General features: G+C 64.2%; 13 protein-coding genes. 8 read left to right on the forward strand and 5 right to left on the reverse strand.

Annotated elements, in window-relative coordinates; all coding sequences use genetic code 11:
* The first annotated feature begins 20 nt into the window (after positions 1-20).
* The 6 genes from ACCD03_RS19675 to ACCD03_RS19700 all read left to right on the forward strand — a co-directional run bounded on the left by ACCD03_RS19675 (position 21) and on the right by ACCD03_RS19700 (position 7,444).
* Entirely contained in the window at positions 21-1,136 is a 1,116-nt protein-coding gene (locus tag ACCD03_RS19675) for an efflux RND transporter periplasmic adaptor subunit (RefSeq protein ID WP_413412636.1), read from the forward strand.
* A complete protein-coding gene (locus ACCD03_RS19680) occupies positions 1,133-4,255 on the forward strand; it encodes an efflux RND transporter permease subunit (protein WP_413412637.1) in 3,123 nt (1,040 codons plus the stop codon). The genes ACCD03_RS19675 and ACCD03_RS19680 overlap by 4 nt, the downstream gene beginning before the upstream one ends.
* 140 nt (positions 4,256-4,395) lie before the next feature.
* Entirely contained in the window at positions 4,396-5,037 is a 642-nt protein-coding gene (locus ACCD03_RS19685; RefSeq protein ID WP_413412638.1) for a transcriptional regulator, read from the forward strand.
* Positions 5,034-6,002: a threo-3-hydroxy-L-aspartate ammonia-lyase gene (locus ACCD03_RS19690; RefSeq protein ID WP_413412639.1), complete on the forward strand. Its 969-nt coding sequence runs from the start codon at positions 5,034-5,036 to the stop codon at positions 6,000-6,002. The genes ACCD03_RS19685 and ACCD03_RS19690 overlap by 4 nt, the downstream gene beginning before the upstream one ends.
* The gene (locus ACCD03_RS19695; RefSeq protein ID WP_413412640.1) at positions 5,999-6,412 is read left to right on the forward strand and encodes a RidA family protein; all 414 of its coding nucleotides are present in this window, start codon (positions 5,999-6,001) and stop codon (positions 6,410-6,412) included. Before ACCD03_RS19690 ends, ACCD03_RS19695 begins: the two co-directional genes overlap by 4 nt.
* 150 nt (positions 6,413-6,562) lie before the next feature.
* A complete protein-coding gene (locus tag ACCD03_RS19700; protein WP_413412641.1) occupies positions 6,563-7,444 on the forward strand; it encodes a flagellar brake protein in 882 nt (293 codons plus the stop codon).
* Between the two features lie 4 nt (positions 7,445-7,448).
* On the opposite strand, the gene ACCD03_RS19705 is transcribed toward ACCD03_RS19700, so the two are convergent.
* A complete protein-coding gene (locus ACCD03_RS19705) occupies positions 7,449-8,333 on the reverse strand; it encodes a LysR family transcriptional regulator (protein WP_253535183.1) in 885 nt (294 codons plus the stop codon).
* 114 nt (positions 8,334-8,447) lie between these two features.
* Here ACCD03_RS19705 and ACCD03_RS19710 point away from each other — a divergent pair, with 114 nt between their 5' ends.
* Entirely contained in the window at positions 8,448-8,885 is a 438-nt protein-coding gene (locus ACCD03_RS19710; RefSeq protein ID WP_253535181.1) for a multidrug/biocide efflux PACE transporter, read from the forward strand.
* A gap of 115 nt (positions 8,886-9,000) precedes the next feature.
* The gene (locus ACCD03_RS19715; protein ID WP_413412642.1) at positions 9,001-9,642 is read left to right on the forward strand and encodes a response regulator transcription factor; all 642 of its coding nucleotides are present in this window, start codon (positions 9,001-9,003) and stop codon (positions 9,640-9,642) included.
* A 17-nt stretch (positions 9,643-9,659) separates the two neighbouring features.
* On the opposite strand, the gene ACCD03_RS19720 is transcribed toward ACCD03_RS19715, so the two are convergent.
* From ACCD03_RS19720 to ACCD03_RS19735, 4 genes are all read right to left on the reverse strand, one after another.
* Positions 9,660-9,878 (reverse strand): DUF1059 domain-containing protein, encoded by a 219-nt coding sequence (locus ACCD03_RS19720; protein ID WP_206273118.1) that lies wholly within the window; start codon positions 9,876-9,878, stop codon positions 9,660-9,662.
* 138 nt (positions 9,879-10,016) lie between these two features.
* Positions 10,017-10,463 (reverse strand): DUF3455 domain-containing protein, encoded by a 447-nt coding sequence (locus ACCD03_RS19725; protein WP_413412643.1) that lies wholly within the window; start codon positions 10,461-10,463, stop codon positions 10,017-10,019.
* A 113-nt stretch (positions 10,464-10,576) separates the two neighbouring features.
* Positions 10,577-10,987, reverse strand: a complete 411-nt coding sequence (locus ACCD03_RS19730; protein WP_413412644.1) for a DUF488 domain-containing protein — start codon at positions 10,985-10,987, stop codon at positions 10,577-10,579.
* A 54-nt stretch (positions 10,988-11,041) separates the two neighbouring features.
* Entirely contained in the window at positions 11,042-12,070 is a 1,029-nt protein-coding gene (locus ACCD03_RS19735) for an ABC transporter substrate-binding protein (protein WP_413412645.1), read from the reverse strand.
* Between the last annotated feature and the right edge of the window lie 33 nt (positions 12,071-12,103).

The following is a 12,103-nucleotide window of genomic DNA, read 5'->3' on the forward strand; positions in this document are numbered from 1 at the left end:
ATCCTGTCGATGGGGCTTTCATGCTTTCGCGTCGCTTTGTTACCTCTTCCGTTGTTCTTGCGTTGCCGCTTGCGCTGAGCGCTTGCGGCGAAAAAGCCCCCGTCGACCCACGCACCCAGGCGCCTCTGGTGCGCGCCGCGTTTGTTCGGCCTGTGGCGTCTGCATCGCGCTCCTTCACAGGCGTCGTGGCTGCCAGGGTGCAGAGCGACCTCGGGTTCCGCGTGCCCGGCAAGGTGCTGGAGCGGCTGGTGGACGCGGGGCAAACCGTCAAGCGCGGGCAGCCGCTCATGCGCATCGATCCTGCGGATCTGAAGCTCGCCGCGCACGCACAGCAAGAAACCGTGGCCGCCGCCCGGGCACGCGCGCAACAGACGGCGGAAGACGAAGCGCGCTACCGCGACTTGCGCGGCACGGGCGCGATTTCCGCCTCCGCCTACGACCAGGCCAAGGCTGCGGCGGATGCAGCCAAAGCGCAACTGAGCGCCGCTGAAGCGCAGGCTGACGTAGCGCGCAACGCCAGTCGCTATGCAGAACTCGTTGCCGATGGAGACGGCGTGGTCATGGAAACACTGGCCGAGCCCGGCCAAGTGGTCAACGCCGGGCAGGCGGTGGTGCGCTTGGCTCATGCCGGGCGCCGTGAAGCGGTGGTCCAGTTGCCGGAAACGTTGCGGCCGGCAATCGGTTCGGTCGCACAAGCCACGTTGTTCGGCAAGGAAAGCGATGGAACGCCCGCCAAGCTCCGACAGTTGTCGGATGCTGCCGATCGGCTCACCCGCACGTATGAAGCGCGCTATGTGTTGGATGGCGAACTGGCCAATGCGCCGCTTGGCTCGACCGTCACGATCCAGATTCCCGATCGATTGGCCACCGCGCAAGCCGATCTGCGGGTGCCGCTGGGCGCTGTGTTCGATGCCGGCAAGGGCCCCGGCGTGTGGGTCATCCAGGGCGACCCTGCCAAGGTGTCGTGGCGCTCCATCACCATCGTGCGTCTTGGTGACGAAGGGGCAAGCATTGCCGGACAGATCAAACAAGGCGAGCGGATCGTCGCGTTAGGCGCACAACTGCTGCGCGAGGGCCAGCAAGTCCGCGTGGCCGGGCAGGGCACCGGCACCGCCCTCGTGGGAGTGCGACTGTGAGCCCGGGCCACTTCAACCTATCGGCGCTTGCCGTGCGCGAGCGTGCGGTCACGCTGTTCCTCATCTGCCTCATCTCGCTGGCGGGGCTGATTTCCTTCTTCAAGCTGGGGCGTGCAGAAGACCCCGCGTTTACGGTCAAGGTGATGAACATCGTCACCGTGTGGCCGGGTGCTACCGCGCAGGAAATGCAGGACCAGGTGGCAGAGAAGATCGAAAAGCGCATGCAGGAGCTGCGCTGGTACGACCGCACGGAAACGTACACGCGGCCGGGCCTGGCGTTCACCACGCTGACGTTGCTCGACAGCACACCGCCATCGCAAGTGCAGGAGGAGTTTTACCAAGCGCGCAAGAAGGTTGGCGACGAGGTGGGCAACCTGCCGTCAGGCGTGATCGGGCCAATCGTCAATGACGAATATTCGGACGTGACCTTTGCCCTGTTTGCGCTCAAGGCGCAGGGCGAGCCGCAACGTGCGCTCGTGCGCGATGCAGAGACGCAGCGCCAGCGCTTGCTGCACGTGCCCGGCGTGAAGAAGGTCAACATCATCGGCGAACAGTCGGAGCGCATCTACGTCGAGTTCTCACATGACCGACTGGCAACGCTGGGCGTGAGCCCGCAAGACGTGTTTGCTGCGCTCAACAACCAGAATGCGCTGACGGCCGCCGGCTCGGTGGAAACAAAAGGGCCGCAGGTGTTCGTCCGCCTGGATGGCGCATTTGATGAGTTGCAGAAGATTCGCGATACGCCGGTGGTGTCGCAAGGCCGCACGTTAAAGCTCTCCGACATCGCCACCGTCAAGCGCGGTTATGAAGACCCGGCCACGTTCATGGTGCGCAATGGCGGGCAGCCGGCCTTGTTGCTGGGCATCGTCATGCGCGAGGGTTGGAACGGGCTCGATCTCGGCAAGGCGCTCGACAAGGAAGTCGGCGCAATCAATGCGGACATGCCGCTTGGCATGAGCTTGACCAAGGTGACGGATCAGGCGGTCAACATCGCCGCGTCCGTTGATGAGTTCATGCTGAAGTTCTTTGCGGCATTGCTGGTCGTGATGCTGGTGAGCTTCATCAGCATGGGCTGGCGCGCAGGCCTTGTGGTGGCCGCAGCCGTGCCGCTGACGCTCGCCGTGGTGTTTGTGGTCATGGCCGCGACAGGCAAGAACTTTGATCGCATCACCCTCGGCTCTTTGATTCTCGCGCTGGGCCTGCTGGTGGACGACGCGATCATCGCCATCGAAATGATGGTGGTGAAGATGGAAGAGGGCTACAGCCGCGTGGCCGCTTCGGCCTATGCGTGGAGTCACACCGCCGCGCCCATGCTGTCGGGCACGCTGGTCACGGCCGTCGGTTTCATGCCCAACGGCTTTGCACGTTCCACCGCGGGCGAATACACCAGCAACATGTTCTGGATTGTCGGCATTGCGCTGATCGCGTCCTGGGTGGTTGCGGTTGTGTTCACGCCTTACCTGGGCGTGAAGATGCTGCCCGACTTCAAGAAGGTCGAAGGTGGTCACGCTGCCATTTACGACACGCCGCGCTACAACCGCTTCCGCGCGCTGCTCGGGCGCGTGATTGCGCGCAAATGGCTGGTGGCGGGTGCGGTGGTTGGGCTCTTCGCGCTGGCCATTGCGGGCATGGCGGTGGTCAAGAAGCAGTTCTTTCCAATTTCGGATCGCCCGGAAGTGCTGGTCGAGGTGCAGATGCCTTATGGCACATCAATCAACCAGACCGACGCGGCGACCGCAAAAATCGAAAGCTGGCTCGCCAAGCAGAAGGAAGCCAGAATCGTGACGGCGTATATCGGCCAGGGGGCGCCGCGCTTCTTTCTGGCAATGGGGCCGGAGTTGCCGGATCCGTCGTTCGCCAAGATCGTGATCCGCACCGATAGCCAGGAAGAGCGTGACGCGCTGAAGCAGCGTCTGCGTCAGGCCGTTGCAGATGGCTTGGCCCCCGAGGCGCGCGTGCGCGTGACGCAGCTCGTGTTCGGCCCGTATTCGCCGTTCCCGGTGGCTTACCGCGTGACGGGTCCGGATGCGGAGACACTGCGCCGCATCGCGGCCGATGTGCGGCAGGTCATGGACGCCAGCCCGATGATGCGCACGGTCAATACGGACTGGGGCATGCGTGTACCCACGCTGCACTTCACCTTGCAGCAAGACCGTCTCCAGGCTGTGGGCCTGACTTCCAGCGCTGTCGCGCAGCAACTGCAATTCCTGCTTAACGGCGTTCCTGTGACGGCGGTGCGAGAAGACATCCGCACCGTGCAAGTGACCGCGCGCTCGGCTGGCAACGTGCGGCTCGACCCGGCCAAGATCGCAGACTTCACGCTGGCTGGCGCCAACGGGCAGCGCATTCCGCTCTCGCAGATCGGCAAGATCGATGTGCGCATGGAAGAGCCCATCATGCGCCGTCGCGACCGCATGCCGACCATCACGGTGCGTGGTGACATTGCTGATGGTCTGCAACCGCCCGACGTGTCGACCGCCATCAGCAAGCAGCTTCAGCCCATCATCGAGAAACTGCCGAGCGGATACCGCATTGAGCAGGCGGGCTCCATCGAAGAGTCGGGCAAGGCGACAAAGGCCATGCTGCCGCTGTTCCCGATCATGCTGGCGGTGACCCTGCTGATTCTCATCTTCCAGGTGCGATCGATTCCGGCGATGGTCATGGTGTTCCTGACCAGTCCGCTGGGGTTGATTGGCGTGGTCCCGACCTTGATCCTGTTTGGGCAGCCATTTGGCATCAACGCGCTGGTTGGCCTGATTGCGTTGTCGGGCATCTTGATGCGCAACACGTTGATCCTGATCGGGCAGATTCAGCACAACAAAGACGAGGGGTTGGACCCGTTCCGGGCCGTGGTGGAAGCGACGGTCCAACGCGCCCGCCCCGTGATTCTCACGGCGCTGGCCGCCATCCTTGCCTTCATCCCGCTGACGCATTCGGTGTTCTGGGGTGCGCTCGCTTACACGCTGATCGGGGGAACGTTCGCCGGCACGATCCTGACCCTGGTGTTCCTGCCGGCGATGTACTCGATCTGGTTCAGGATCCGGCCTGGCAACGCGGCCGAGGCGAAGCACGCATCTCACGAAACGGCGCAGCCCCCAGGCCAACTGGTGCCTGAGTAATCTTTCTTCGCCTGCCCCAGTTACCTCCGTTCTCTCTCGACCTTCGGGCAGGCGTTTTTTTCTCGCCGGGAGCCGCACGCCGTCATGGCGGCTCCCATGGTGTTGACGAAATGTCAGAAATTGACGTATCGTCAACACCCATGAAGTCCATCGAAGAAAACCGCCTTCTGCTGCGCGAAGGCCGCAAGATCGTCGAGGCGCTAGGCAACACGCTGGCGCCGCTGGTGGAAGTCGTCCTGCACGACCTGACCGATCCCGATCATTCCGTCGTCGCCATCGCCAATAACCTGTCCGGCCGCCAAGTGGGCGACGCCGTGACGGAGCTGGGACTCGCGCGCCTGGCCGATCCGGACTTCCCGGAAGTCATCGAAAACTACGCCAACCGGTTTCCCGATGGGCGCCCGGCCAAGAGCACGTCGATCGGCCTGAAGAACAGCCGTGGTCAATATGTCGCGGCCATCTGCCTGAACATGGACGTCTCCATGTTGAACGCGGTGACCGCCGGCCTCACGCAACTGATGCGCGTGGATGTGACCGCGCCGCCGGTGCCCGAGTCGCTCGGCTCCCGCCGCGTGGAAGACGTGCGCGTTGCGCTCGAACAGTTTGCCGCCTCCCGCAACACCACGCCCATGGCCATGACGCTCGATCAGCGCCGCGAAGCCATGCGCGAACTCGCCGCCAGCGGCCTGCTGAACTTGCGTCGCGCGCTGACCGAGGTCGCCCAGACGCTCGGCGTGGCGCGCTCCACCGTCTACACCTACCTTCCCGAGAACCTCGCATGAGCCTGCCCATTTCCTACGACGACGTTGTTGCCGCCCACGCGCGCTTGCAAGGCGTTGCCCACAAGACGCCCGTGCTGACGTCAGCAACCGCCAATGCCATGACCGGCGCCGAGCTGTTCTTCAAGGCCGAGAGCTTCCAGCGCATGGGTGCGTTCAAGTTTCGCGGCGCGTACAACGCGCTGTCGCAGTTCACGCCGGAGCAGCGCAAGGCGGGCGTGATCACGTTTTCGTCCGGCAACCATGCGCAGGCGATTGCGCTGTCGGCCAGGCTGCTGGGCATGCGTGCTGTCATCGTCATGCCCAAGGACGCGCCCGTCGTGAAGGTGGAAGCCACGCGCGGCTACGGCGGCGAGGTGGTGTTCTTCGACCGCTACACCGAAGACCGTGAAGCCATCGGCCGCAAGCTGGCGGAGGAACACGGTCTCACGCTGATCCCGCCGTACGACCATCCGCACGTGATGGCCGGGCAGGGCACGGCGGCCAAGGAGCTGATCGAAGAGGTTGGGCCGCTGGATGTGCTGCTGGCCCCGCTGGGCGGTGGCGGCTTGCTCTCCGGCTGCGCCACGGCAGCGCGTGCGCTGAACCCCGCGTGCAAGATCTTTGGCGTGGAGCCCGAGGCTGGCAACGACGGCCAGCAGAGCTTTCGCAAGGGCGAGATCGTCCATATCGATACGCCCAAGACGCTGGCCGATGGCGCGCAGACGCAACATCTGGGCAACTACACGTTTGCCGTGATTCGCGAACTGGTCGACGACATCATCACCGTGAGCGATGCTGAACTTGTCAGCGCCATGCAATTTTTCGCGTCGCGCATGAAGGCCGTCGTCGAGCCCACGGGCTGCCTCGCAGCCGCCGCCGCACTCACCGGCAAAGTCGACGTGCGTGGCAAGCGTGTCGGCGTGATTCTTTCGGGCGGCAATGTCGATTTGCAGCTCTTCGCCAAGCTGGTGCTGGAGGCGGCATGAGTGCCCACGGCCAAACCACCCCCAGCGGCGCTCGCTATGTCAACGCGCCGGGTTTGCGACCGCCGGCGGGGCACTATTCGCATGCGGTCTGCGCCAATGGTTTCGTGTTTGTGGCGGGGCAGATTCCAGTCACGCCGGCAGGCGAAAAGCTCGTCGATGCGCCATTCGAGACGCAGGTGCGCCAGGTGCTGTCCAACCTTGACGCCGTGCTTGCCGCGGCCGGCACCGACCGCTCTCGTCTCGTGCAGGTGCGCGTGTACGTGACTGACATGGAAACGTACTGGCCAGCGTTCGATGCGCTGTATCGTGCGTGGATCGGCGAACTGCGTCCCGCGCGCGCCGTGGTGCCTGTGCCGACGTTGCATTACGGTCTGGCAGTGGAAATCGAGGCGACGGCCCTGGCGGTGTGATGCAAACGCTTGTCGTTGATGTGCGTCAGACATGCAGGGTTCGCGCGAGTTGATCTCCGGCCGTTTGCCCGCCATTGTTGCAGAATGGCCGGTATGCCTGCCGTGGCATATGCCTATGCCCGGCCCAGACGCACAGATCCATCGCCCCTCATGACCCAACCAAAAACGCGGCAGCTTACCCAGGAAGACGTGCCGGTCGGCCAGCCGCTGCCGTTCCCGCTGGCCGATAGCGTAGGCCGCCTGCTGCTGCCCGCCGGTACCGTGGTACCGGATGCCGAAGACGTGCGCCTGCTGTTTCATCATGGTCCTGTGTTGGCGTTGGACGAAAGCAGTGACGTTGCCCCGTCCGTGGCTGCCGCACCGGCAGAAACGAAGCCCCGCCTTGGGTCGACAGGGCTGGGCGTCGGCACCGTCCTGCAGGTGCAGGAAAAATCCGCCCCGCTGCGCGGGCTGCTGCCATGCCGCCTGATTGGCTACATCGAAGGCGAAGCGGTGTTCATCACGCAGCCTGCCGATGGCAAGCGAACGCTGCGCCCCGAAGTCCGGGACGTCCTCTTGCTGCGCGGATTCTCGGGCCGCGCGGTCGTCACCATGATGTGTAGCGTGGTGTCCGTCGGCCAGTTTCCCTCGCCGTATCTGGTGCTGTCTGCGCCGATCAAGATGCAGAAGATGCCGCTGCGTCGCGCCAAGCGTGTGCAGGTACGGATCGGTGCCCGCTTACGCCCCGAAGGGCAGGCGGCTTCAGCAGCAGATCGCGTGGCGGTGATCCGCGATATCTGCCTGAATGGCGCGCTTGTGCAAAGCGCCAGCGCGGCATTTCAGCCCGGCGACCGGCTGTCTGTCGATTTCAGTGCCTACGTCGATGGACAGTTGGAGTCGTTCTCCCTGACAGGCCGCGTGGCGAGCGGGTCGCCCGCCCTGGGGTCGCCTGCTTCTGCGTTCCCGTCGTTTGGCATGGAGTTTTCGCTGACGAAGGAGCAGACGGCGCAGCTTTCGCACCTGATCATCGATCGGCTTGACGAAAACTCCTGAGCGCCTAGCCCGCCAGCATCGTTTCCAGCAGCCACGCGCCGGCCTGCCCAAGCGTGCGCTTGCGTGACCATACGGCGTCGACCGGGACGAGGCGGGGCCAGCCGCGTGCACGTACTTCATGCAACCGGTCTGCCGCAAAGTGATCCACCAGCCAGCGCGGCAGTTCCGTCCACCCGAAGCCCAGCACGGCCATTTCCAGCAACATCAGATAGCTCGGCGCGGACCATCGCCGAGGGCTACGCACAGGCACCGCGTCGGCGCGCGGCCCGGCCGGGTCGACGAAGGTGTTCAGCCGCAGCTCGCGTGCCTCGCGCAGTACCGCGTGCGGCACCTCCTCATCGCCATATCGGGCGAGCGGGTGCTGCAGCCCGACGAAGAGTCCAATCTCCGACTGCTCTGCAATGGTCGCCGACCCGATGTCGGCCGGATATGCCGCCTGCGCGGCCACCAGACCGATCTGCGCGCGGCCTAGCTGGATGATGTCGACCACGTCCTCGTGTTCGGCGATCAGGCATTCGAGTTCGAGGTCGGGGTAGCGCTGCTCGAGCGTGGCGAGCGTCTGCTCATAGCGGTCCGACTGGTAGGTGTCCGACACGACGAGCGTCAGGCGCGCCTCCAGGCCACCGGCCATTTGCGCCGCCAGCCGGTCCATCTGCTCGCTGGCGTCGAGCACGCGACGCACCTGAGTGAGCATCGCGCGGCCCGCTTCGGTCAGCGTCGGTTGTCGCGTGCCGCGGTCGAACAACGTGAGGCCCAGGTCGATCTCCAGATTGCCGATCGCCTCGCTCACCGTCGATTGCCGTTTGCCCAGCTTGCGAGCCGCCGCCGAGAACGAGCCCAGCGTGGCGGCTTCGGCAAAGGCATGCAGGGCTTCAGGGGAGTGGCGCATAGATCGCTCCAGAGCAGACGAATTGGCTCAATATATCGGAAAAACCGATGCTATCGAATTGGTAAAACCCGCTTTCGCCGATGAAAATCTCGCCCATTCATCGGAGTCGTTGCCATGCAAATCCCAGCCAAAACCCCTGTCGAGCGTGTATTCCATGCGCTGAGCTTTGAGTTGCTCGCCACCATCATCTGCGCGCCGCTGTTCAGTTGGATCATGGGCGTGTCGCTTGCACACATGGGCGCGTTGACTCTCATGTTTGCCGGTGTGGCGATGGTGTGGAACATGGTGTTCAACGCGATCTTCGAGCGGGTGGAGCACCGCTACAAGCTTTCGCGCACGTTGATGGTGCGCGTGGTGCATGCCTGCCTGTTCGAGGGCGGGCTGGTCGTGATGCTGGTGCCCCTGGGCGCGTGGTGGTTGAACATCAGCCTGTGGGAGGCCTTCGTCATCGACATCGGCATCATGCTGTTCTTCCTGCCTTACACGTTCTTCTTCAACCTCGCGTACGACCATCTGCGTGCGCGCTGGATGTCGCGTCGCGCGCTGGCCTGAAACGCGGGCTGGCCTAGGGCAAAAGGGGCAGTGCGGGAGGTGGCGCGCTTCCTATAATGAAGTCCCTTTCAAGACGGGCGCCGCGGTCGCAAGCCGCTGCGCCCGTATTGCCTTCATGCTGCATCTTTCCGTCATGTCACCTCATGCCTCGGCAACCGTGCTGCGCCAGTGCTACGTGGCGGCCTGTGCGGGAGATGCCGTGGGCGTGATGAACGTGCTGCGCGATGCGTGCGGCGCGGACCATGCTGCGGCCATGATCCGGTGGCGCGTCGATGGGAGGTGGCACTGGGCGGCGTCGCGCGGCGCATCCTCGGCCGACGTGCTGCCGCATGCGGTTCGCGGTGATGGCGTCGATTCGTGGCCCGTGGCCGATGCCGAAGTGCGCGGCGCAGTGTGGCTCGATTACCGCAAGTCGGGCGTGCCGCAATCCATGCAGCATGGTGCGGCGCCACAAGCCTTGCTGCCGCACTTTGCGCAAGCACTGCCGTTGTGCTGGCAACGCGTGGCTGCACGCACAGGCATCTCGCCTGCGCAGCCGGCCAGCCTGTGGTTGACCGATGCATTCCACCTGACGCGCCGCGAAGCCGATGTGGCCGATCTGCTGGCAAGCGGCTCCGACCCAGCCTGTATAGCGCGTACGCTGGGCATTTCACTCGACACGGTGCGCACGCACCTCAAGCACGTCTATCGCAAGACCAACACGCACAGCCAGTGCGATGTGGTGCGGCTGATGCTGGCGCTGTCGGCGCGTCGGTAGGGGCGGCCGCGTTTTGATCAGGCAGTGGCCATCTTTGGTGGCGCCACGGCAGGGGTGCCATCCTGGAAAAGAGTCTGCAGTTGCGCTCGCAGTTCGGGCGAATCGGTGTGCTTGTGCACGGAAACGGCATGCTGCACAGCCGCCTCCAGCAATTCGGCATCGCTGTCGGCGCTGATGGCGACCGAGCAGTTGGTCTCGCTGGGGAAGGCGCGGCAATCGATGTAGCGGCGGCCCATGGCGGTGCTCCTGAAATAACGAATGACGACGGCGCGACGTGGCGAATCACCGGTCGCGCGTCTCTTCGTTATAGGGTCGCCAAGGAAGCCCGTCGTCCCCCGTATGGGGTAGGGGCACTCACCTCGGAGAGCGGTGCGTCAGTCGAGGAAAACGTATTGCGCCAGGTACGGGCTACGGCCTTCCTGGCCTTCTTCCGTGCAGGGTTGTGCGGGTGCGATGCCGCCGTGGGTCTGCAGCCGCTGCACGTAGCGCACACCGCTCAACAGGCCCGCGCCGGCAACATTGGTGGCTTGCAACAGCAACAGCGGAATGGCACCGGCTTCCGAGGTGTTGGGCGCCTGCTGCAAGACTTTTCCAGTGATCTTGCTGCCGTCGGAGGCTTCCCAGCTTGGGCCTGCTCCGTGTTTGACGACGAGCTTGCCGCTGGCATCGTAAAGCTCCGCCAGTGGCGCCTTGAAGACCCACGCCAGAGGCTTGTCGCCGTCGCGCTTGCAAACGTAGATCTGCACCCCCGTGGCCGATAGCGTGGCGACGATGTGGTGTGCGTCGGCTGGCTGGAGCGCGGCGGGCGCAGTTTGCGCCATGGCTGTCTGCGCACTGGTCATTGCCAGTGCGAGCAGAAGGGCAGATGCGGTGCGGTGGCGAAGCATTTGAGGCAAGCTGGACATGGTCTTCCTTGTATAAGTGGCGTGCTTGTTCACGGAGCCAACTTCGCTCCACGTTCCTTCAACAACTCGCGCAGCACCGACCGATGGCAATGCGCCTCGTCCTCGCAATAGCACCCGACCGACAGGTTGGTCTGGTGCGAGAGCGCGGCCAGCATGTCGAGCAGACGCGCGGCATCGCCGTCGCGCATTTCGGTGCGGAAGTGGCGCACGAAGGTTTGCCAGCCCTTGTTTTGCTGATCCTTGTCGTGCTCGGATTGGGCGGCCTGTGCCTGCTTGACGAGTTCGGGCGTGGGAGAGAGCAGCGGCATCCAGACGTCGTAGAAATCGCGGCTGGCGAATTCTTCCTTGGGTACGCCGCGCGGCGGTCGCCGCACGGTGCCGATACGCAAGCCTTCGTCGGGGTGACGCGGCTCGCCGAGCCGGACGATGCGTAGTGCCATGAAATGCCTCCGTGCGGATGCTGCGTGCTGCTCGTTGTGCTCAAGTGTTTCGCGTTACGAACCCTGCCGGTTCTGCACCGTCGGGAAGAAAACATCCTTCCACGACGCGGGCTTGTTCTTGAGCGTGCCCACGCGCTGCATGAATTCAGCATAGTGCGCGACGCCCACCGGCGTGGTCGTGAAGCGCGAATCCGGATCGTCCAGGATCTTCTTCACCTCTTCCGGCGAACTCTTCACCTTCGACTGCGCAATGTAGATCTGTGCGGCTTTGGTCTTGTCTTTGGCGATGAGGGCGTTGGCTTCATCCAGCGCGGCCACGAATGCCGCCGACAGCTTCGGGTTGGCCTCGTAGAACTTCTTGCTGGTGTAAGTCATGTCCAGCGTGATGTTGCCCAGTACGTCGACCGTGTTGAACACGCGGTGCAGGCCGGGCGCCGCGGCTTCGGTGTACGAGAACGGCGGCGAAGCCATGTGGCTGTTGATCTGGCTGCCGCCGGCGAGCATGACAGCGGTGGCGTCGGGGTGCGGCAGCGGCACGGTGATCGGGTCAAGCTTGTTGAACTGCTTGTCGCCGAAGGTCTTGGCGGCAGCCATTTGCAACACCACGGCCGGCAGCGAAGTCTTGATGCCCGGCACGGCGATGCGGTCCTTGTCGGAGAAATCCGCCAGCGTCTTCACGTTCGGGTTGCGCGTCATCAGGTACATCGACGAGGAGCTGAGCGACGACAGCCCGCGCACTTCCATCGCGCTGCCGCGCGTCTTGTCCCACAGCGTGAGGAAGCCCGGCACGCCCAGCGAGGCGATGTCGAGCGCGCCCGAGAGCATGGCGTCGTTGATGACGTTGCCGCCATCGAGGATGCGGTAGTTGACCTTTACGTCGCCCAGGCCGGCGGCCTTGGCCTGCTTTTCCAGCAGGTGTTCGCTGGCCATCACCATGATGGGCAGGTAGAGGATGCCGTAGCCGTGGGAGATGCGGATTTCGCTGGCTTCTGCGTGCGCGGTGCTGATGGCGCCGCCGAAGAGGGACGTGGCCAGCGTGGCGGCCATGGTGAAACGGAGGATGTTGCGGCGGGGTTGCTGCATTGCTTGTCTCCTTGTCGTTGTTTGTATGGCTGT

This window comes from Ralstonia sp. Ralssp135, assembly GCF_047304345.1.
Lineage (GTDB): Bacteria > Pseudomonadota > Gammaproteobacteria > Burkholderiales > Burkholderiaceae > Ralstonia > Ralstonia chuxiongensis.

What these genes read in the sequence shown, in the direction of transcription:
- ACCD03_RS19675 (WP_413412636.1), top strand. Translation starts at nt 21, where the DNA reads ATGCTTTCGCGTCGCTTTGTTACCTCTTCCGTTGTTCTTGCGTTGCCG.
- ACCD03_RS19685 (WP_413412638.1), top strand. Translation starts at nt 4,396, where the DNA reads ATGAAGTCCATCGAAGAAAACCGCCTTCTGCTGCGCGAAGGCCGCAAG.
- ACCD03_RS19690 (WP_413412639.1), top strand. Translation starts at nt 5,034, where the DNA reads ATGAGCCTGCCCATTTCCTACGACGACGTTGTTGCCGCCCACGCGCGC.
- ACCD03_RS19695 (WP_413412640.1), top strand. Translation starts at nt 5,999, where the DNA reads ATGAGTGCCCACGGCCAAACCACCCCCAGCGGCGCTCGCTATGTCAAC.
- ACCD03_RS19700 (WP_413412641.1), top strand. Translation starts at nt 6,563, where the DNA reads ATGACCCAACCAAAAACGCGGCAGCTTACCCAGGAAGACGTGCCGGTC.
- ACCD03_RS19705 (WP_253535183.1), bottom strand. Translation starts at nt 8,333, where the DNA reads ATGCGCCACTCCCCTGAAGCCCTGCATGCCTTTGCCGAAGCCGCCACG.
- ACCD03_RS19710 (WP_253535181.1), top strand. Translation starts at nt 8,448, where the DNA reads ATGCAAATCCCAGCCAAAACCCCTGTCGAGCGTGTATTCCATGCGCTG.
- ACCD03_RS19715 (WP_413412642.1), top strand. Translation starts at nt 9,001, where the DNA reads ATGCTGCATCTTTCCGTCATGTCACCTCATGCCTCGGCAACCGTGCTG.
- ACCD03_RS19720 (WP_206273118.1), bottom strand. Translation starts at nt 9,878, where the DNA reads ATGGGCCGCCGCTACATCGATTGCCGCGCCTTCCCCAGCGAGACCAAC.
- ACCD03_RS19725 (WP_413412643.1), bottom strand. Translation starts at nt 10,463, where the DNA reads ATGGCGCAAACTGCGCCCGCCGCGCTCCAGCCAGCCGACGCACACCAC.
- ACCD03_RS19730 (WP_413412644.1), bottom strand. Translation starts at nt 10,987, where the DNA reads ATGGCACTACGCATCGTCCGGCTCGGCGAGCCGCGTCACCCCGACGAA.
- ACCD03_RS19735 (WP_413412645.1), bottom strand. Translation starts at nt 12,070, where the DNA reads ATGCAGCAACCCCGCCGCAACATCCTCCGTTTCACCATGGCCGCCACG.